Here is a 20,521-nt window from a genome sequence, read left to right on the forward strand (position 1 = left end):
CGTCGGCCCGGTCGGTGGAAACGGTCGCGGCCGGAGCGCTGCGCTGCAGCGGGGCGCGCGATGCGGCCGCCCGATGGTACGGGCGCGAACCTCTCCTGGCTGCGCCTAGGCTGGCCAGCGCTCTCTTCTGCGCCGCCGTCGCGTCCGTGTGCCCTCCGTGCCCTTCGGCAGGCGCGACTGCGCTACGATCGATCCCATGCCTCCCGCTCGCGTCGCCGCTGAAGCGCTCGTGGGCAAGCTCCTCTGCGACAAGTACCGCGTCGTGCAGCTGCTCGGCAGCGGCGGGGTCGGGCACGTCTACCTCGCGGATCGCGTCGGCAGGCCGCGTGAGGCCGCGACGTCGCGCGTCGCGGTCAAGGTCCTCCGGGCAGAGCTCCGCGACGATCCGCTGCTCGTCGCGCGGTTCGAGCGAGAGGCCGGCGCGGCGTCGCGCGTCCGTCATCCCAACGTCCTCTGCGTCGATGCGCTCGAGCGTGCCGGCGACGCGCCGTGCTTCGCGATGGAGCTGCTCGTCGGGCTCGATCTCGCCGACACGCTGACGTTCACCCGAGCGCTCGTCCCGTCTCGCGCGGTCCGGATCTCCGCCGACCTCGCCTCGGGCATCGACGCCGCCCACCGCGCCGGGGTGATCCACCGCGACGTGAAGCCGGAGAACGTGTTCCTCGTGCACGCGGCGGACGGGCGCGAGATCGTCAAGCTGCTCGACTTCGGCTTCTCGTGCATCCAGGGCCAGGGCGCCGAAGGCCCGCTGCTCCCCCGGGTCGTGGGGACGCCGGAGTACATGGCGCCCGAGCAGGCGCAGGGCGCGCCGGCGGCGCCCGCCGCCGACGTCTACTCCCTGGGCATCGTGCTCTACGAGATGCTCGCGGGCCGTGTCCCCTTTCAGGGCCCGTACCCGGCCATCGCAGAGAAGCACGGGCGCGAGCCGCCGCCGCCGCTGCACCGGGTACACCCGGGGCTGCTCATCTCGCGCGAGCTCGACGCCGTCGTGCGCAAGGCGCTCGTGAAGGACCCCCGCGGCCGGTTCGCCTCGATGGCGGAGCTGCGGCATGCGCTGCTCGCGACGCCCGAGGCCCGCGCCGGGACGTCGTCCGCCGTTCCGCCCGACACCGGCGCGCCGCCGCCCCCCGGCGTCGGGCACTGGGGCACCAAACCGTGAAGCCCGCTCGCTCCGGAGGCTTCCGTCGGCCTCCCTGCGCCTCGGCTTTGCTCTCACGGCGAAGCCCTGCTAGACGGCCGTTACCATCTCTTGTTCCGGGCGACAGCCGGATCCGCTCGTCAGGCCGACACCGGCCGCGGCGAGCGAGCCGGCGCGGTTCGGAGGTCCGCGGGCGCGGGCCTCATCTGCGCGGGTCGGTTCTCCAGCGAGTACTGGAATCCCAGAATCGCGCGCCAGTCGTCCTCCACTCCCTCCAGGCTCTGCCTGGCGCTTTCTCGGTTCCTGACTATGGGTCGCGCGACCCCATCACCTGATAACGGTACAGCGGCGTTTCAAGACGCCGAACTCCCGATGTACGAGAGCCGCAGCGCCTTCGGGCCACGCGCTGGGCCCGAGGGCGAGCTCATGCCGACGGACACAGGCGCCCTCGACGAAGATCCGTTCCGCGTCGAGCTCGTCGACGAAGACATCCCCACCCCGCGGCGCTACCAGGTCGTCTTCGACGAGGCGCGGATCGATCCGGACGTCCAGAAAGTCGTGCGACGCCTCGTACGCCACGGCTTCCAAGCCTACCTGGTAGGCGGTTGTGTGCGGGATCTGCTGCTGGATCGGCGCCCGAAGGACTTCGACGTCGCCACCAGCGCGCGGCCGGAGGAGGTCCGCGAGCTGTTCCGCAACTCGCGCATCATCGGCCGGCGGTTTCGCCTGGTGCACGTCCTCTTCCAGGGCGGGAAGGTCATCGAGGTGGCGACCTTCCGCCGCAACCCGAAGGAGGACTCCGAGGAGGGGAGCGAGCTGCTCATCCGCAGCGACAACGCGTTCGGCGTCGCGCACGAGGACGCGCTCCGCCGCGACTTCCGGATCAACGCGCTCTTCTACGACGTGGAGGCGCGGCAGATCCTCGACTGGGTCGGAGGCATGGAGGACGTGCGCCGCCAGGTGGTCCACACGATCGGCGATCCGGAGACGCGCTTCCGCGAGGATCCGATCCGCATCCTGCGCGCGCTCAAGTTCGCTGGTCGGCTGGGCTTCGCGATCACCCCCGACGTCTACGATGCGGTCGTCTACTGCCGGGACGCGCTCGCGCTCGCGGCGCGCCCGCGCCTCTCGGAGGAGATTCTGCGCCTGCTGCGCGGCGGCCAGGCGCGCCGCACCATCTACCTCGCGTGGGAGACCGGGGTGCTCGACGTCCTCCTGCCGGAGGTCTCGGCGCTGCTCTACGACGATCGCGGCGATGACGGCCCCGGCCAGCGCCTCTGGCGCGTGCTCGACTACGTCGACCGGCGCACCGCGGCGGATCGGCCGCTCGACGACACGGTCCTCTGGACGCTCTTGCTCCTCGAGCCGATGAAGGAGGCCTGCGACGGCGTCCGCGACCGCGCGGCGGCGGTCGCCGATTTCCTCGAGCCTCTCATCGACCGGCTGGCCATCTCCCGCCGCTACGCCGACGGCATGCGGCGCATCGTCGCCGTCCTGCCGAGGCTCGTGGGCGGTCGCGCTGGCCGCTTCGCGCGGACGGACATCTTCCAGCCCGCCCTCGACGTGCTCGCCGCCGAGCTCACCGCGCGCGGAGAGTCGACGGAAGCGATCGACCGGCTGCGCTCCGCCCCGCACCCGCGGCGCCAGCACGCCGACGCCGCGCAGTTCCGGCGCTGACCGGTGATCGACGTGGGCGACGTGGGCGACGTGGGGGCCGCCGGCGCCGCCGGCGCGATCGAAGATGGCCGTCGGGCAGGTAGCTGACGGCAACCGACCAGCCGCCGTGGAACATCACCGGGGTTTCTGGTTTCATAAGAGGCCCCTGATGTCCTCTCCGGTCGCACGGCTGCGCCCTGCTGCTCCCCCGGCTGTCCCCGCGTCCAGGCGCCGGTTCGGCGGCTCGGCGCGCAGCCTGCTCGTGTTCGCGCTTGCCTGCGCCGTGTCGCGGCTCGCCGATGCGCAGGCGTCGCTCCTGCACGAGTTCATCGCGCCGGATCCCGCGGAGGACGTGTCGCTCGCCACGACGACGCTCGACGGCGGGCTCCCCGCGGCGATCCAGACGCCGAGCGGCCTGGCCACGGCGCCCGACCCGCAGCGCCCGCCGTCGAACCAGCAGCAGGTCTACAGCAACGTCGGATCCGATGCCGGCCCCGACGCGTCCTACGAGCCGGATCGAGACACCCGCCGGCCGAACGTCGAGCGCTACGACGATCCGTTCTCCCCCGCGACCGCACCGTTCAAGCGGCTGCAAGCGTACGACGCCGTGAGGGCGGACTACTCGCTCATCGTCCGAGATCGGAGCCTGAAGACCGTCAAGGCGGACAGCGCCGTCTCGGCGGGCGACGAGGCGTTCTACGGGGACATCGCGGTCGATCTCGTGCCCAACGAGCCGGTCCGGATCCCGACGGTCGGGCCGGACACGCGGCTCGTGCGGATGCACGTGAACCCCGATACCCCGGTCGTCGTCCTGCGTGACGGCGCCGACAACTGGTTCGTGCGCGGCACGAAGAGCGCGCGCGTCCGGCTCATCGTGCAGCTCGCCATCGCCCGCGCGACCTTCGGCAGCGAGTTCGCCGACGTCGGCTGGAGCAAGCTCGAGCCCTTCCGCGGGCCGCAGGAGGCCTCCCACGAGGCGGCGTTCAGGCAGGTCGCCCAGGCGATCGGCATCTCGTCCGCGATGCGGCCGCGCGACGTCGTTCAGAAGATGGTCGAGTACTTCCGGTCGTTCGCCCCGTCGGACGACCCGCCCAAGGGGAACGGCGACATCTACCTGGATCTCGCGCTCTCGCGAAAAGGCGTCTGCCGCCACCGCGCCTTCGCGTTCCTCGTCACCGCCCTGCACATCGGGATCCCCGCGCGGATGGTCGTCAACGAGGCGCACGCCTGGGTGGAGGTCTTCGATGGCTCGCTCTGGCACCGCATCGACCTCGGGGGGGCCGCCCTCAACATGGACCAGGAGGTCGATCCGAGCCGCCCGCCGCATGTTCCGCCGCCGGATCCCTACAGCTGGCCGGAGCAGCGCGACTCGGGCCAGGATCTCGCCGACCGCACGCGCGCCGAGCAGACGCAGCCGGGGCCCGCTGGCCCAGGGGCCGGGAGCAGCGGCGCCGCCGTGCCGCCGCCCCCTGCGCCCTCGCCCACGAGCGATGCGGCCGGGCGCGCGGCGGAGAGCACCGACGTCGTCGTGACCGCGCTGGACAAGGACATCCGCCGCGGCTTTCCCCTCCACCTCCAGGGACAGGTCAGCAGCGCCGGGGCGCCGTGCGGGCACGTCCGCGTCGACGTGATCCTGACGGGGACCGCGGCGCCGCAGGGCGTGACGGTCGGCTCGCTGTCGACCGACGACCGCGGCCGGTACGACGGGGCCGTCGTGATCCCCGGCGATTTCGCGCTGGGCGAGTACGATCTCGCGGTCGCGACGCCGGGCGACGTCCGCTGCAAGGCCGGCCGCACGGAAGCTGCCGCCCCGTGAGCGACGCGCCGGCATGCGCCCTCTCGCCCCCGCGCGTCGCGGTGGGCGCCGTCGTCATCGATCGCCGGCCGGACGCGCCTGACGCGCCGCGCGTGCTCGTCGTCAAGCGCGCTCGTCCTCCCCTCGCGGGCTCCTGGTCGCTTCCGGGTGGGCGCGTGGAGCCCGGAGAGCGGCTCGCGGACGCCGTTGCCCGCGAGATCCGCGAGGAGACGGGCCTCGACGTCCGCGTCGGTCCCCTCGTGGAGGTCGTGGAGATCGTGGCGACTCCCTATCATTATGTGATCCTCGATTATCTGTGCGAGTCGATCGGAGGCGCCCTCTCTCCAGGGGACGACGCCTCCGAGGTGGCCCTCGTGCCCGTCCCCGAGCTGCCGGCCTACGGCCTCACCGACGTCGCGCTCCGCGTGATCCATAAAGCCCTGGCGATGGCGGCCGCCGGCTGAAACGGCGCGATCCAGGGAGCGCCCGACTTGGCGCGGCCGTGGCGTAGGTGGGATGTCGCAGAAAGGGCGACTCTCCATGTCGAACTTCCATTGTTGGACAGCAACAGCGTTATTTTGCTGCCCTGCCGCTCACGACAATCGCCGGTGGCAGCGCTAGGTTAGATGTGGGTGCAGGAGTGAGCGCTGGTTCGGCGATCATGAGGGGATTGGTGGTCGTCGTGGTGGCGACCCTCGTCTCTTCTCCTCTCTGCTTCGCGCTGCCTTGCAACGATGGCGCTGGCCTGTTCGCGCTGCCCGCGCCGCGCGTCGCGCGCGTCTCGCGCGCCGCCGCGCCTCTCGGCGTACCCGAGGGCTCGGGCTGGCTCCCGGCGCGGGTCGCGCGCGCCCTCTCAAGGACCGTCGAGCGGGTGGCGCGTTCGGGCATCACCCCGATGTTCCTTGGTCTGCACGGGTTCGGTGTGACCGTGTCCGGCGAAATGTGATGAACGCGGTTACCGCGGATGCAACATGCGTTTCGCTGCTCTGCTGAGCGATCGCGGCGAGCGCTGGTCGCGCCCGTCGGCTCGAATTCGCGCTGTGTGGTGACCGATGAGTCTGGATTGCGGCGCTTCTGGAGACATCGTAGACCGAGAAGTCTATGAGCCCGACGCGGAGAGCGAGGAAGGAGGAGCAGAAGGAGGAGCGGCGGCGGTTCATCATCGACGCAGCCTGGCAGCTGTTCCAGGAGACCCCCTATCCCGAGGTCACCATGGCTCAGGTCGCCGAGCGCACCAGGCTCGCCAAGGGCACGCTCTACCTCTACTTCACCACGAAAGAGGAGCTCTTTCTCGCGGTCGTCGATCAAGAGCTCGCGAAGTGGTTCCACGATGTGGATATCCATCTGACGCATTTCTGCGCCTCCCGCGGTGACGCGAGCGCGGCGCGCCCTCGGCCCTCGCGGGCCCGCCGCGGCGCGCCCGGGGCGCCTGCCGAGGACGCGTCGGCGAGCGTCGCCTCGATCCTGTCGACCACCCTCGCCGCGCGCGACGCGATGACACGCTTGCTCGGCATCCTCCACAGCGTGCTCGAGCAGAACGTCAGCTACGAGGCCGCGCTCCGCTTCAAGCTCTCTCTCCTGGGTCACGTCGAGCGCACCGGGGTGCTGCTCGAGCGGTGCCTGCCGTCGCTCGCTCCCGGCCATGGCGGCCCGACCCTCATCCGGATGTACGCCCTGCTCATCGGGATGCGCCAGGTCTGCGATCCCAGCGACGTGATCCGCGATATCCGCAGCCGCCCCGATATGGGCCTCTTCCGGATCAACTTCGGCGAGGAGATCCGGGCGTCGTTCGCGCTCCTCCTGAGCGGCGCGAGCGCGCCGCCGCTCGCGCCCGGGCGGCTCGGCGCCCCGGCACTCCGCGGGTTGAGCTCAGTGGAGCGGCGCCGCCCGGAGGGGTGAGGGGCGCGCGTTCACCACGGATCCCGCGCCGACATGGGCGGCAGGTGATCGGCGAACGGCTGGTTGAGGATGCGGGCGATGACGGACTTCCACGTGGTCATGTCGTTCTCGAAGTCCTCATGCCGCCGCGCCTCGGAGCCGTGGGGAGGGGGCCTCGTGTTGGGCCCCTTGATCCACTCCGCCCTCGGAAACACGACGGGCCGGTCGTCCTTGGTCTCCGTGAGCAGCGAAAGGACGTCGGCGTTCTCCGGATCGAGGAGCCCCGCCTCCATGCCGAGCAGCGAGACGCCGCTCGTGCCGGGCACCCGCGGGCGCCGCTCGAGAGCGTTCGACACCAGGTAGAGGAGCGACCTGCCGTACACCTCGCAGTGGTCCTGGAGCTCCGCCTCGTCCGTGAGCGTGAACAGGGCGAACCGGCGCACCATGCCGCTCTTGATAGGCGGCATGTACGTGTCGCGGAACGCGTCGATGGCGCTCGCCGGCGCGAGCAGGGAGAGCGACTCGATGGGGAGACCGAGCCCGAGCTGACCTCGCATCGGGCCGCCCTCGATCTTCTTGCCCTTCTCCGAGGTGACCAGCTGGACGAGCGGCGCGAGCAGGAAGGTGCCGCTCGAATGGGCGACCAGGTGGAGCTCGATCTTCGGATCGCTGTCCATCAGCGACGCGAGGCGGCCGATCATCTCGCGGACGCCGCCGTGGTCGGCGTCCATCGTCGCGTCGCCCGCGGCCAGCTTCATGCGGTCCCACTCGGCCTTGCCGCCCATGCGGCGGACGAGCGGCTCGAGGGCGTCGTCGCGCCGATCGATCATGAACCCGAACGCCCTGGGATCGTAGCCGTCGTGGCGGCGCCCCTCCGTGGCGCGATGGAGGATCTCGAGGAGGCGCGGGTAGTGGTCGGTCTCCCAGAGGAGCTCGATGGGGTAGATCTCGTGCCCGAGCAGCTTCGGCCGGAGGCGCGACATCCGGTTGATCGCGTCGATCTGCCGGCGCAGCCCGCCGCCCGCGATCAGGACGAGCCGGCGGCGCTTCCATGTCGCGGTCGCGCTCAGGAAATCCTCTTCCATGATGATACGGACGTCCTCCGACGACGTGCCGTAGGCTCCGCGCTGCTGGAGCTGGCCGTGCATGTCGACGCTGACGAGGTGCGGCCGCAGGCTGGCGAACGTCCGGCTGGTGGACGTGAGCGGGCGGAGCGAGCGCGCCTGGTTCAGGCGGATCGGGACGCCGAGCCGCCCGACCCACGCGTCGAAGCCGTATTGAAGCCAGTCGTCGTAACAGAGTCGACCGAAGCCGCCCTTGCCCCAGCCGACACCCCACGAGTTCTGGAGCCAGAAGCCCTCCGCGTCATACCCGATGATCGCGAACGCGTGACCTCCCCAGGGGGCGATGAAGGGGTTCGTCCTGTCGACCGTCGGGATGATGCCGTTCCTCTGGGTCCCGTAATACCAGCCGTTGAACGGGATCAGCGCCGAGGCCGCGATGATCCCGACCTCCGCGAGGGCGCTGTGCATCGCCGGGAGGTCCCTGTGGTTCACCCGTTGATACAGGCCGAGCGGCCGGAGCATCGCGTCCACTGCGCGCTCCGGGGTGAGCGTGCCGTGGAGATCGTTCGCGTCCCACGGCCAGTGCTCATCGGAGCAGATACCGTGTTTGTGCCAGCCCTTCATGGCGCCCCTCAGGCTGGATCCCCTCGCGTCGTCCTCGCCGGGGTACTCGTCGTAGCGGCGCGCCATCGTGTACACCATGTTCTGGCTGACGAGGCTGCGGTCCGGCGAGACCCGGCGCCTGCGCAGCAGGTAGTGCGCCACGGTGGCGACCGTGAAGCCGGTGCAGCCGTTGTTCTTGCCCTGGTCGAGCACGGGCACGCCGTACTCCACGAAGCGCTCCGGGGGCATGATCGGAGGCACTTCCACCATCGTGGGGCGATAGAGGGTGTCGCGGAAATCGAGGACGTCAGCGCGCGCGTCGGTCGTGATGTCCCCGTGACGCCCAGCGAAACGCTCGGAATCGATCATGGTTTCTGATCTCGTGAAGTCGCTGAGTGTCGCACGGGCGGCGCGCGGGGCAAAGTCGGCGGCGCCCGCCCCCTCGGGCGAGGCTGCTCGTGCTAGCGTCGCCCGAGTCGGCGCCGCCAGCGCCGTCCGGAGGTGGGATGAGCGAGGACAGCCGCGCAGGGGGAGGCGAGGGCGCGCAAGGCGCCATCGAGGCGGCGCTCGAGGCCGAGGTGCTGCAGCGGCTCGCGTCGTTCCGGGCGCGGCTGGGGAGCGAGCTCGGCGCGCTGTTCGATGAGCTCGCCGCGCGCCTCAGGCTGTTCGAGGGTGAGCCGGGCGAGGGCTACTTCTCGCACCCGACGGCGCTCCCGGTGCTCGAGCTTCCGCTCTGGGTCGCGACGCGTCCCGGCGGGCCGGCGCTTGCGCTGGACGCTGGATCGCCGGCGCTTCCGCCGCTCGCCGTCGACCTCGCCGAGGCAGCAGCGGTCGGGTACCTGCACGTCCGGATCGAGGACGACCTGCTGGACGAAGGGGTCGGTGAGCCTGGAGCGACGGTGCTCCTGTCCGGGGCGTTGTTCGCTCGCCATCAGGCGTTGCTCGCCCGCTCGCTGCCCGGCGGGAGCGCGTTCTGGGGCCTCTTCGAAGAGGTCTGGCTCGGGTATGGCGAGGCGATGCTCCTCGAGCGGCGGCTCCACCGCGGCGCAGGCCCGCGGGACGGCGCCACGTTCCGGCGGGTGCTTGCCCGTTCGCGCCCGCTCGTGCTCCCGGCCGCGGCGGCCCTGTTCGCGCTGTCGCAGGCCGAGCACCTGGCCGCCCTTGAGGAGTTCGTTTCCGCCCTTGTTGCAGCGCATCAGCTGTTCGCGGACCTGCTGCACGCAGAGAAGGATCGTGCGTTCGGCAACACAACGTATGTGCTCTCCCGGCTCTGGGCGCTTGCCGAGGCGGATGCGGCGTCGCCGAGCGGGGCCGACGTCTCCGGCAGGGGGCCTTGTCGCGCTCAGGAGATGCGCAGCGCGGCGGCCCTGCGCGCGCGGCTGTTTGCGCGCGGCGGCTTCGACGCCATCCTGGAGGAGGCGCGCTGTGAGCTGGCTCGCGCCGAGGTCGCCGCGGGGGCCCTCGGGCTACCGGAGGCTGCGCGGTTCTGCAGGGAGCGCGAGCAGTACATGGTCGCGATCCAGCGGCGGGTATTCCTCGCGTTCTTCAGCGCGGTCGCCGGCGAGCCCGTCGTCGCGCCGCGGTGAACCGGGGTGTCATGCGCGGACGCAACACCCCGCGAGGACGCGAGCACGCGCGGACGCGCCTGCTTGTACTTGCTCGCCGTTTGGAGGTCTCCTAGCCTCCCGAGCGAGAAAGCGAGGAGTCGTGACGTCGAAGAAATCAGAGGCAGAGCTCATCGGTCGTGCCGTCGTGGATTCGAGCTTCCGCCAGCAGCTCCTTGCCGATCCCGAGCGCACCATCCAGGCGGAGGGGTACGACGTCGGCGCGGAGACGCTCCAGCGCATCCGGGATGCCGCGACCTCGACGCCCGAAGCGGTCGATGCGGCCATCTCGGCCGCGGCGCGTGAGGGCGGAGTCGGTATGTGACGCTGTCCCCTGCTGGAGGGGTGACCGCCGCCTGGCCATGGCTCGACCCGGGTGACCGGGCTGTGTGCGAGCGCGCCTGGTCGGCGCTTCTGTCATCAGAGGGGGCGCTTCAGCGCGGTGAAGCGGCGTGGGGAGCGCTCGCGCTCGAGCGCAGCGTGGGCACACAGCCGGGGTACAGCGTCCCGTGGGCCAGCTGGGCGCTGCGGCTCTGCGGGCGGGTGTCCGCGCGCGACGCAGCCGCGGACGCCGCCGTGGCGGTCGCCGCGGTGGCCGCCGGGGGCATCGAAGGCGCTCCTGACGCGCTCGCGCGGGGCGCGCTCGCCGCGCGTCTCCTCGCGCAGCACGCGGACGACGCGCGCGCGTACAGGTGGCTCCTGGGCCTGGCCGACCTGGCGGAGGCTTCGTGGCGCGAGAACCCGGTGATCGAGAGCGACGGCTCCGGCGCCATGGCGGCGCCCACCGCCGCCGGCGCGCGCGAGGCCGTGGCCCTCTGGACGGCGCCCGCGCTCGTCGCAGGCGACGAGCTCGCGCCCGCCCGTCGCTTCGGAGAGGCCGTGGCCGAGCCGATCTGGCTGCTGGACGGGCTCGTGCGTCTCTGGATCGATCCGATCGCGCCTGACCTCGCAGCGCCGACGCTCACGCCGCTCTTCGCGCTCTGGCTGCGCGGCGCGGGGCTCGCTCCTCCGCTGCTCCGCGCGCTCTCGGGCGAGCGCGCGTCCCGCGTGCGCCGCGGCGAGATCCACAGCCTGCTCGCGACCCGCCCGTACCGCGCCGCGCTCGCCGCGCGCATGCAGGAGACGCTCGCGTCCGCCCGTGAGGTCGTGGCCACCTCCCCTCGAACGAGCCCGAGCGCGCGCGGCCTCGCCGAGGCGCAGCGCGAATTCCTCGAGGCGCTCGGCGAGCGCCTCCGCTTCTTCGAGGGGCTGATGTCTTTCCGCGATCTCCTCGGCCCCGGCGCGGCGCTCGGGCCGCCGCGCGCGCAGGGCGAGCCGGCGCCGCCCGACGAGGCGCGCGCGGATCTGCAGGCGGCGGTCGCGTTCCTCCTGGACGCCGCGCCGTGGCGCGAGTCCTGGGAAGTGCAGCGCTTTGGCGTGCTCGGGTCGAGCGAGCAGCCGGTCGGGCACTGGTTCGTCCGGGCGACGATCCTGAGGGCGCTGCTCGAGATCGGGGAGGTCGGGCGCGACGTCCGCGCCGACGCCGCGGCGTTGATCGAGGAGATCCCGGCGGGAGAGCTCCGCTACTTCACCGCGTTCCGTGACGTCCCGCCGGACGCCGACCTCCTCGGCGTCGTGCTCGAGCTGGTCGCCGAGACGGGCGCCGCGAAGGAGCGGGCGGAGTCGTGGATCGAGGTCATGCTGGCCAACGTGGGTGAGGACGGCGTCGTTCCGACCTGGTTCTACCGCGGGCCCGCGGGGCCGACCACGCCGGGCGTGGCGTGGGCCGGCGACGACTGCGCGACCGTCCGGCTGAACCTGCTCGTGGGCCTGCTCTCGTTCGACGCGGAGCGGTTCGCGCGGCTCATCGACGCGAACGCGCGGCGCGTGCTCGACGCCGCCTCGGCGGGCGGCATCGAGGGCGCTTGCTTCTACGATGCCTCGTACACGGACCTCGCGTTCCTCCGCTTCGCGCGGCTCTACCGGGGGAGGGCGGGGGACGCGCGGTGGGCCGACGAGGTCGCGGCGGTCGAGGCCGCGACGCTGTCGCGGATGCTCCGATCGCAGCGGCTCGACGGCGGCTTCGGGGCGCCGCTCTGCACGGCCGCGTGCCTCGAGGGGGCCGCGACGAGGGAGCGGCCCGATCCGCTGCTCCTCGAGCGAGGGATGCGCTACCTCGGCGAGCGCCAGCTCGTGGACGGCTCCTGGCCTGCGGAGCCGCTCTACCGGGTGCCCATGAAGCGCGGTCGCGAGGGGCACCACCAGGGCAGAGCGCTGACGACCGCGCTCTGCGCGCGTGGGCTCGCCGCCGCGCGGTCCCGGCTGCGGCGCGGGGGGGAGCGGCGCACATGAGCATCGAGAAGTCGCCCGAGATCGTGCGGATCATGGAGGCGCAGGAGATGCGCGGCGAGCAGATCGTGAACCATATCCGGTTCGCGTTCGCGCTGCTCAGCGCCGCCACGTTCATGCACGTGTGGACGATCAACACGCCGGCCGCCAACCAGATCTTCGCGATCCTGACCGGCGGGTACCTCGCCTACTCGCTCGTGCTCTACGCGTTCTTCCGGCTGCGCCCCGGCGTCTACGCGGGCTGGCTCAAGTACGTGAGCATCTTCGTCGACCTCGCGCTCCTGACGCTCACGGCCCTGGGGAACGCGAGGAATCACTCCGGGATCATCGAGTACTTCACGAGCTACCTCGCGACCGTCTACGTCCTATGGAACCTGATGTCGGGCTTCCGCTACAGCCTCGCGGCGTGCCTGTACTCGGCGGGGCTGTCGGCCCTCTTCAACTCCGTCGTGCTCGCCGTCACGGTCGGCTCCGGCGCGGTCCCGATCAGCCCGGTGTCCGTCTACGGAGAGAACGCCATCAACATCGCGGACCAGTGCCAGCAGATCCTCTTCATCGCGCTCCCCGGCGTCGTCGCCGGCATCATCGCGCGGATGTCGCGCAACCTGGTCGTGCGGGCCGAGGTGGAGTCCATGGCCCGCCTCCGGCTCGAGCGCGAGAAGCAGGAGCTCGGCCGGTACCTGTCGAAGGATCTCGTCGACTTTGTCCTGTCCGATCCGAGGCGGCTCAAGCTGGGAGGCACGCGGCGGCACGTCTCGGTGATGTTCACCGACATCCGCAACTTCACCCCGCTCACCGAGTCGGTCGAGCCGGAGGCCGTGGTCTCGTTCCTGAACGAGTACTTCACGGAGATGGTCGAGATCGTGTTCCGCTACGGGGGCACCCTCGACAAGTACATCGGCGACGGGCTGATGGCGGTGTTCGGCGCGCCGCTCTCCGTCGAGGACGCGCCGAAGCGCGCCGTGATCGCGGCGATCGAGATGGTGCAGGCGCTCGAGCGCATGAACCAGCGGAAGCTCCTCGGCTGCGGCGAGATCCAGATGGGCGTCGGGATCGCGACCGGCACCGTCATCTCCGGCAACATCGGCTCGCTCCAGCGCATGGAGTACACCTGCATCGGAGATACAGTAAACACGGCCGCGCGCCTCGAGCAGTTCAACAAGGAGCTCGGCTCCAAGATCATCATCTGCCAGACGACGTACGCGACCCTCGACGACTGCGTCCCGGCGCAGCCGACCGGCGCGCTGAGCATCCGGGGCAAGAGCCGCCAGGTCCACCCCTACATCGTGGACTACATGGAGCTGTCTCCGGCGCGCCTGAGCGAGCTCCGGAGAGAGCTCCTCTCGAGGGTCCGTCCCATGGAATCGATGCCGCCGCGGGCGCCGGCCGCCCTGCGCAGCAAGGAGTAGCTGAAGGCTCGCGGCGCGCTGCGCGATCGGGGCGAGAGGGTCACGAGGGCGTGGCGCGGAAGCGCCGGACGCGCGCCGAGCCGGGGCCGCCGTCCTGCGTCGACAGGCCGAGCGCCGTGCGCGCCGGCGCGTGGAGGCGCTGGAGGACGCGATCGAGCAGGCGGAGCGCGCCGTCGCTCATCTTCACGCCGCGCGGCGAGCGGTAGCCGAACGCGACGCCGTCCACGACCTTGTAGGCGTTCTCCGTGGGTGAGGCGGGGCGCATCTCGACGACCAGCGCGCCGTCGCGCGTCTTCATGATGACGACGATCTCGCCCGGGCGCGCCGAGGCCTCCACGAACGTCCACCCGCCGGAGGTCGCCTCCTTGATCCCGAGCTCGAGCACGCGCTGCAAGTCCTGGCCCGCCGGCGCGAGCGTCGCCGCGCCTTCGACCCGGATCTCGGCGCCCGGCGGGACCACGCCGCTGCCGAGCGGCATCGTGGGCCGCCGCATCTCCCGAGGCCCGGGGAACGACCACATGTCCGGCGTGATCTCGCCGCCTTCGCGGTAGGCCATCTCGATGAGGCGGCTGCGCTCGCGAGAGAGCGCGTCCTCGGACCAGCCGAGGCAGGAGCGCATCATCAGCGTGAAGGGGTCGAAGCGGAGCTCGAACGAGGCGGGCGCGCGGACCATGAGGTCGTCCGGAAGGACGAGGCTGTGGAAGATACGGACCTTGCACGGGAGCTCGCGCGCGCGCTCGAGCGTGCGCCGGAACGTGATCGGGCCGTCGCCCGGGAGGCCGAGGAGGATGTCCACCTCGATGTCCGTGAACGTCGAGAGCTCCTCGATCACCTTCGCGAACTTCGACTCCCTGAAGGGGCGCTGCGTGCCGTCGCCCGTCTCCTTGTTGAGCGGCGGAAGCCGCGCGTCGAGCGACACGCGCGCGACGCCGCGGAGGAACTCGAGGTGCTCGTCGTGCACGTGCTCGGGATCGATCGATGCCGTCAGCGTCGCCTGCTTGAAGAAGCCGACCTGCTTCTCCGCGGCCACCAGGTTCCGGAACGCCTCCGCGCTCAGGTTGAGCGGGGCGTCGACGATCTGCGCGCCCGGCGCGCCGGCGGCGCGGAGGGCGCTCAGCTCTTCGACGAGGTAGGCCTCGGAGAAGACGCTGCCAGCGTCGCCCGCGGAGACGCCGCACGTCGCGCAGCTCATGGCGCCCCCGCGGCAGATCTCGAGCGGGACGATGCGATCGGTCGGGAGCAGCTTCATCCGGATCGGCGAGGGGAGCGCGTCGGGCGCCACGTAGAGGGGGTCGCCCGTCGAGACCCAGCCGCCGGCGGTGGACACGTGCAGCCCCGGCACGGCGCGCAGCGCATCGGGAGAGCGCTCGCTCAGCCGGACGATGTCCCGGAACGTGAGCTCGTTGCCGTGCACGAGGGCGTCGATGCAAGCGGTGGCGTCGCGCCAGGGCGCGAGCGCGAACATCGCGGGGCGCGCGAGGGGCCCCCACAGGGCGATCGTGCGCCCCGGCCGGTTGCGCTGCAGGTGGCGCGCGATCTCGATGAACGTGGGGAACGACCAGACGTGCGCGGCGAGGCCGACCACGTCCGCGTCCACGGTCTCGACCTCCGCGACCCACGCGTCGAGATCCCTCGTCTGCGCGTCGATCACGTGGATCGGCACGCCGGCGAGGTCCGGATCGGCGAGCAAGGAGGCCTCGACACGACGGACTCCATGGCTGGACGGCGCTCCCCCACCGTCCGGCATGGTTGGCTCCATCGCGAGTAGCGCGACGCGGCGTTCGCCAGGCATCCATGAGAGTCTACCAGGGTGTCTCCCCTGTCGGGGAGTCCGTTCGCGCTCTCTGTCTGCTCTCGCTCCCCGCCCCCCGGTCGGTTCCTTGCGCCCGGAGTTGCTCCTTCTACCCGGAGTTGCATCCGGCGCGCAGTCGGGCTTTCATACTGCCCTGGGCGGGAGAGGGGGAACGGAACGTACCGGATCGGCAGACAGCGGCGGACTGTCGGGCTGCGCACTTCGTGGCGTGCTCGTGCGTGTGGCGCACCGCGGCGAGCGCTCCGGTGTGTCCGGGCGATTCGTCACACCGGGGGCATCACCGAGGTTGCTCGCGCTGCGCTGGCTGCTGGCCAGCGGAGGCTCGGGCAGCGTCGAGCGCCCATCCCGTCCTCTCCCAGCATGGGGAAGAGAGGGCGCGCTGCCCTGGCGAGCGACCCCCGCTACTGAAGAAAGCCGAGGGGAGCCATGTGTGGCAAGCACGTGATCCTGGTTGCGGAGGACGACGTTGACACCGCGACGATGCTGGAAGAACTCCTGACCCTGGAAGGGTACGAGGTCGAGCTGACCGCCACCGCGCGCGCGGTGCTCGATGCGCTGGCGGAGCGGCGCTTCCACGCGGTCCTCCTTGATCTGACGATGCCAGGCATGACGACGGACCGGTTCGTCTCCGAGATCGAGGGGCTCGGCACGCCCTCGCCCCTCATGATCTTCTCCGCCCGCCTGCCCCACGAGATGCAGGCGATCGCCGAGCGGCTGCATGCGGCCGCGCTCATCCCGAAGCCGGTGGACATCGACGTCCTGCTGGGCACCCTCTCGAAGGTGGTGCTCGGCTCGCTCGGCTCAACAGATATCGACCGTTGACGCTGCCCGTTCGGACCACGTCGCGAGCGCCTCGGGCCGTCGTTCCGGCGGACGCCGGGCTGCTGCGCCCTCCGGCGCCGGTGGTAGGATCGCCGCTCATGACGTGGATGGCGACCAAGCCGCGCTGCGCTCACCCTGGCTGGCCGCAGATCGGGCACAGAGCGGCTTCGCCGGAGCGCCACCGTGCTGTAACATCGGGCTCGACCGCCGACGATCGATCGCCGTAATGCGTACGCCCGTACCCGCCTGCCAGAGCTGCCGGCTCAACCAACGTCGACCCCACGTGGTTGTATGGCCGCACGGGCGACGCGGGAGCGGGCTCCGCTCCGAGGCGCCTTTGCGGCGCTGATTGCCGGAGAGAGACGTAGAGAGACCTTCATGAGCCCCCTTCCTCGCAGAAAGAGCCTCATCAAGCGGAACCCGAGCAGGGATTCAGGGCTTTCCCTGTTTCGCCGTGACGTCAGGCTTTCGCATAGTGGTTGATGCACCGTGCCTGCCACTCCCTTGAAGAGGATCCTCGTTGTCGATGACGATCCGGATATTCGAGAGACCCTCGCCGAGCTCCTGCAGGAGGAGGGGTACGCCGTCGCGTCGGCGGCGCACGGCGGCGAGGCGCTCAGCGCGCTGAGAACGGATCCGAGACCCGGGCTCATCCTGCTCGATCTCATGATGCCGATCATGGATGGCTGGCAGTTCAGGGCGGAGCAGAAGAAGGATCCGGAGCTCGCCGCGATCCCGGTGGTGATCATCTCCGCGACGGGCCGCGACGAGTTCGTGTCCTCGCTCGGCGCGGCGCAGTTCCTGAAAAAGCCGATCAACCTCGAGCAGCTGCTCGCCGCGGTCGAACAGCACTGCCGGTGACGGCGCGCCTGTTCGTCTACGGCACGCTGATGCGCGGCGAGCGCGCGCACGCGCTGCTCGGGCGCGCGCGGTGCCTCGGGCCCGCGCGCACGGCCCCGTCGTTCGAGCTGGCCGATCTCGGCGCCTACCCGGCGCTCGTGCGCGGGGGCTCGGTCGCGGTCCTCGGGGAGCTGTACGAGCCGGACCCGGAGGCGCTGCCCTCGCTCGACCTCTACGAGGACTGCCCCGACCTCTTCAACCGTGAGCCGATCGAGCTCGACGGGGGCGCGCTCTGCGAGGCCTACCTGATGCCCGCAGGGCAGGCGCTGGGGTGGCCTCGGATCGCCTCGGGGGACTGGCGGACACGGCGGCGATGAGCGCGTCAGCCGGGGCCCGCGCGGCGCGCTGGCCGCAGCCCGGGTGGACCGGCCGGGTCGATCTCGGGCGCCGTCCTGTCCTCGACGACGAGCAGCAGGGCCGGGAGCTCGCCCTCGTCGGCCTGGAGCCGGAAGGCTGAGAACGAGAGCGTCCTGCGGCCGGCGTGCGCGAGCACGGCCTCGAGGCGGAAGTCGACGAGCGCGGCGCGGCGGTGGAGCACGTCCCGGAGCTGCTGCTCCAGCTGCGGGGTGTTCCATCCGGCATCGATGGCCGAGAGCGATCGTCCCTCGATGTCCCCGAGCGGGACCATGAACTGCTCGCAGTAGCGCCGGGTGACCGCCCGGATCCGGAGCTCCCCGTCGAGCAGGAGGAACGGATGGCGCAGCACCTCGAAGACGGCGGAGAGGCCGTCGCGCGCGCCCGCGAGCTCGCGCGCCGCGCGCCTCGGCGCCTCGCTCTCCAGCCAGCAGATCACCGCGCCGTCGACCTCGTCGTCGGTGGTCCGGGAAGGGCGTGCCCGCATGAGATAGCAGCGCCCGTCGCGGTCCTCGACGTGCCGTTCGACGGTGCTCATCGTGCCGAGCACCTCGGCGACGACCGGCGCGATGTCGGCCACGCTCCTCGACTTCACCTCGAGGATGGACCTGCCCACGTCGCTCGCGGCGAGGCCGAGCAGCTTGTCGGCGGCGCCGGCGACCCGGCGGATCCGTAGGTCCGCGTCGACCATCAGCATCGGGATGTTCATGCCGCCGAGGAGCTTGCGCAGCTCGTCGTTGGCGAGGCCGAGCGCGACGTTGCTGCTGCGGAGCTCCTCGTTGATGGTCGTCAGCTCCTGGTTCGCCGACTCGAGCTCGTCGTGGGCGCCCTCGAGCGCGTCGTTCACCCTGTGCAGCTCGTCGTTGCTCGCGAGGATCTCGTCGTTCGTGCACAGGAGCTCTTCGTTCGTCGCCTCGAGCTCATCGATGAGCGACTGGAGGTACTCCCTCGTGGTCACGAGCTCCCTGCGGAGCTGGACGATCTCCAGATCCTTCTGGGCGTCGCTCGGGGCCGGGTCGCTGCCCGGCCGGTCCAGCCGCGCGGCGCCCGACTCGGAGAAGGTGACGAGGAAGCAGCGCCCTTGCGGGAGCCGCACCTTGAGCGGCCAGACCTCGATGTCGACGTACCGGATCTTCTCGTCCTGCCTGACCTTGATCTGCTCCTTGCGGGCCATCGCCCCCGAGTTCATCGACGCGTCGATGGCGGCCCGGATGCCGAGGACGAGCCCCTCTCGGGCCATCTTGAAGAGGTGGAGGCTGGCGTCGCCCGGTGACGGCTCAAGGTAGGGCCCCGTCTTGCCCCGGAACTGGACGATCTGCATCTCCTCGTCCACGACCACGCCGGCGGGGGCATAGCGCGCCATGACGATGGCGTCGGCCTCCTTGCGCACCGCATCCATGCCGAGCCCCTCGGGCTCCCGCGGCCTCTCCAACGCCAGCGCGACCACCGGCGCGCCGGGCAGAGCGGGCGCGGTGAGGGCGAGCGAGTGGGCCGCCTCCGACGCGGCGCGCTTGCAGAAGATCCTGTGGGTCCTGTCCACGACCCCGAACAGATCGGGCGCCGTGGTGAGGCTCTCGGACGAGCCGAGGAGCAGGAAACCCGTGGGCTTGAGGGCCTGGTGGAACGTCTGCAGCAGCCGGCGCTGCAGGCTCGGCTCCAGGTAGATCATCAGGTTGCGGCAGCTGGTGAGATCGAGCTTCAACAGGGGCGGGTCGGCCGCGGCGTTGTGGCGCGAGAAGATGCACAGATCGCGGACCGATTTGTTGACCTGAAAGCCGCCTTGTACCCTGACGAAGAAGCGGCGCAGCCGGCTGGGAGAGACGTCCATCGAGATGCTCTCGATGTAGATCCCGGACCGCGCCTGCTGGATGGCGGCCTCGCTCAGGTCGGTGCCGAAGATCTGGATGGCATGATCGGTCGCGTCGGCTTCGAGGAACTCGAGCAACGAGATCGCGAGAGAGTAGACCTCCTCGCCCGTCGAGCAGCCCGGCACCCAGATGCGAACAGGGGAGTCCTGCGGCCTGCTGTGCATGAGCACCGGGAACACGTGGGTCTTCAGCGCGGCGAAGGCGCCCGGATCGCGGAAGAACGTGGTGACCTTGATGAGGAGGTCCTGGTAGAGATCCTCGATCTCGCCGGGGTGCGCTTTCAAATGATCCAGGTAATCCTGGAGGGTGGCGAGCCGATGGAGCGTCATTCGCCGCTGGATGCGCCGCCTCAGGGTGCTCTTCTTGTACTGGCTGAAGTCGACGCCCACCGCGGCGTGAAGCAGCCTGAGGAGCTTGCTGAGCTCGGCGTCCATGCCGAGGGGCGCACCCTGCCTGAGCCATGGAGCGAGGACGTGCCCGGGGCGACCCATCCGCACGAGCTCCGCCGCGATCTCCTCGACGCTGAGGACGAAGTCGACGCCTCCGGCCGCGATGGCGCTCCGCGGGAGCGCCGGCCGCTCCGCGCCGCGCGGGTTCTCCGCGAAGGTGACCCCGCCCTCGGCCTTCACGTCCTTCAGCCCCAGCGCGCCGTCGCTCCCAGCGCCGGACAGCACGACGGCCACGGCGCCCGACCCCAGCTCGCCCGCGAGCGAGCGCAGGAAGAGATCGCCAGGGCCCGGGCCGCCCTCGCCCCGCGGCGCGAGCTCGACGCGGAGCCCCGCCAGCGTCGCCTGCGCCTCCGGGGGCAGGACCTGGACGCGACCCGGCGCGAGCTTCATCCCTGATCGGAGCTCGGCCACAGGGAGAGGGCTGCTCTGCGCCACGAGCTCGAGGAGGGGGAGCTCCCCTGGATCTGCGCTGTAGATCAGGACGAGAGAGAGGCTGGTATCTCTGCTGGGCAACCGCCGGAGGAGCTCCGCGATCGCGCCGCGTCCGCCGGCCGAAGCGACGACACAGACGACGGGAAAGCGCAGCTCACCCTCGGGGCGCGGCTCGCCCGCCGCGGCGCTCTCGCCGGCGTTCTCGGGCGGGACCGGCGCGCGCCCCGGCGCGGATGCCCTGCCGGCCTGGGGCGCGGCGTCGCTCGGGCCCGGTGCCCCGAGTTGCGTCCGGCGTGACTTCTTCTGTTCGGGCATTGTTGGCTTGAACGGTTGGGCGCTCTCTCACGCGTCTCGCGACGGCGAGAGCCTGACAGGGACTAAGCCAGGGTTCCGGTGGGCGGTCGGTCA

At 71.2% G+C, this 20,521-nt stretch carries 16 protein-coding genes; 13 read left to right on the top strand and 3 right to left on the bottom strand.

Features of this window, described 5'->3' with window-relative positions; genetic code table 11:
* The first annotated feature begins 196 nt into the window (after nt 1-196).
* The 6 genes from WMF12_RS08940 to WMF12_RS08965 all read left to right on the top strand — a co-directional run bounded on the left by WMF12_RS08940 (nt 197) and on the right by WMF12_RS08965 (nt 6,488).
* Nucleotides 197-1,159 carry a serine/threonine-protein kinase gene (locus tag WMF12_RS08940; RefSeq protein ID WP_437745172.1) on the top strand — a complete coding sequence of 321 codons (963 nt, stop codon included), beginning with the start codon at nt 197-199 and terminating at the stop codon, nt 1,157-1,159.
* Nucleotides 1,160-1,564: 405 nt separating this feature from the next.
* The gene (gene pcnB, locus WMF12_RS08945) at nt 1,565-2,815 is read left to right on the top strand and encodes a polynucleotide adenylyltransferase PcnB (protein WP_437745173.1); all 1,251 of its coding nucleotides are present in this window, start codon (nt 1,565-1,567) and stop codon (nt 2,813-2,815) included.
* A gap of 148 nt (nt 2,816-2,963) precedes the next feature.
* On the top strand, nt 2,964-4,610 hold the full coding sequence (locus WMF12_RS08950; protein WP_437870012.1) for a transglutaminase-like domain-containing protein: 1,647 nt from the start codon (nt 2,964-2,966) through the stop codon (nt 4,608-4,610).
* Nucleotides 4,607-5,053: an NUDIX hydrolase gene (locus tag WMF12_RS08955; RefSeq protein WP_437870014.1), complete on the top strand. Its 447-nt coding sequence runs from the start codon at nt 4,607-4,609 to the stop codon at nt 5,051-5,053. Before WMF12_RS08950 ends, WMF12_RS08955 begins: the two co-directional genes overlap by 4 nt.
* A gap of 197 nt (nt 5,054-5,250) precedes the next feature.
* Nucleotides 5,251-5,535, top strand: a complete 285-nt coding sequence (locus tag WMF12_RS08960) for a hypothetical protein (RefSeq protein WP_437870016.1) — start codon at nt 5,251-5,253, stop codon at nt 5,533-5,535.
* A gap of 155 nt (nt 5,536-5,690) precedes the next feature.
* The gene (locus tag WMF12_RS08965; protein ID WP_437745177.1) at nt 5,691-6,488 is read left to right on the top strand and encodes a TetR/AcrR family transcriptional regulator; all 798 of its coding nucleotides are present in this window, start codon (nt 5,691-5,693) and stop codon (nt 6,486-6,488) included.
* A gap of 11 nt (nt 6,489-6,499) precedes the next feature.
* Here WMF12_RS08965 and WMF12_RS08970 read toward each other — a convergent pair whose 3' ends face one another.
* Entirely contained in the window at nt 6,500-8,503 is a 2,004-nt protein-coding gene (locus WMF12_RS08970) for a C1 family peptidase (RefSeq protein ID WP_437745178.1), read from the bottom strand.
* A gap of 137 nt (nt 8,504-8,640) precedes the next feature.
* Here WMF12_RS08970 and WMF12_RS08975 point away from each other — a divergent pair, with 137 nt between their 5' ends.
* From WMF12_RS08975 to WMF12_RS08990, 4 genes are all read left to right on the top strand, one after another.
* Nucleotides 8,641-9,720, top strand: a complete 1,080-nt coding sequence (locus WMF12_RS08975) for a geranylgeranyl pyrophosphate synthase (protein WP_437870017.1) — start codon at nt 8,641-8,643, stop codon at nt 9,718-9,720.
* A 121-nt stretch (nt 9,721-9,841) separates the two neighbouring features.
* The gene (locus WMF12_RS08980; protein ID WP_437534351.1) at nt 9,842-10,063 is read left to right on the top strand and encodes a Franean1_4349 family RiPP; all 222 of its coding nucleotides are present in this window, start codon (nt 9,842-9,844) and stop codon (nt 10,061-10,063) included.
* 155 nt (nt 10,064-10,218) lie between these two features.
* Entirely contained in the window at nt 10,219-12,069 is a 1,851-nt protein-coding gene (locus tag WMF12_RS08985; protein ID WP_437870018.1) for a hypothetical protein, read from the top strand.
* The gene (locus WMF12_RS08990) at nt 12,066-13,475 is read left to right on the top strand and encodes an adenylate/guanylate cyclase domain-containing protein (RefSeq protein ID WP_437870021.1); all 1,410 of its coding nucleotides are present in this window, start codon (nt 12,066-12,068) and stop codon (nt 13,473-13,475) included. The genes WMF12_RS08985 and WMF12_RS08990 overlap by 4 nt, the downstream gene beginning before the upstream one ends.
* 40 nt (nt 13,476-13,515) lie before the next feature.
* On the opposite strand, the gene WMF12_RS08995 is transcribed toward WMF12_RS08990, so the two are convergent.
* A complete protein-coding gene (locus tag WMF12_RS08995; RefSeq protein ID WP_437745182.1) occupies nt 13,516-15,222 on the bottom strand; it encodes an oxidoreductase in 1,707 nt (568 codons plus the stop codon).
* A 492-nt stretch (nt 15,223-15,714) separates the two neighbouring features.
* On the opposite strand from WMF12_RS08995, the gene WMF12_RS09000 reads away from it, so the two are divergent.
* From WMF12_RS09000 to WMF12_RS09010, 3 genes are all read left to right on the top strand, one after another.
* A complete protein-coding gene (locus WMF12_RS09000) occupies nt 15,715-16,110 on the top strand; it encodes a response regulator (RefSeq protein WP_437328491.1) in 396 nt (131 codons plus the stop codon).
* A 504-nt stretch (nt 16,111-16,614) separates the two neighbouring features.
* On the top strand, nt 16,615-16,971 hold the full coding sequence (locus WMF12_RS09005) for a response regulator (RefSeq protein WP_044964390.1): 357 nt from the start codon (nt 16,615-16,617) through the stop codon (nt 16,969-16,971).
* Entirely contained in the window at nt 16,968-17,327 is a 360-nt protein-coding gene (locus WMF12_RS09010) for a gamma-glutamylcyclotransferase family protein (RefSeq protein ID WP_437870026.1), read from the top strand. Before WMF12_RS09005 ends, WMF12_RS09010 begins: the two co-directional genes overlap by 4 nt.
* Nucleotides 17,328-17,332: 5 nt before the next feature.
* On the opposite strand, the gene WMF12_RS09015 is transcribed toward WMF12_RS09010, so the two are convergent.
* Nucleotides 17,333-20,428, bottom strand: coding sequence for a CheR family methyltransferase (locus WMF12_RS09015; RefSeq protein WP_437870030.1), 3,096 nt, complete (start codon nt 20,426-20,428; stop codon nt 17,333-17,335).
* Between the last annotated feature and the right edge of the window lie 93 nt (nt 20,429-20,521).

The organism is Sorangium sp. So ce363, from assembly GCF_051520435.1.
In the GTDB taxonomy this organism is placed as follows: Bacteria; Myxococcota_A; Polyangia; order Polyangiales; family Polyangiaceae; genus Sorangium; species Sorangium cellulosum_B.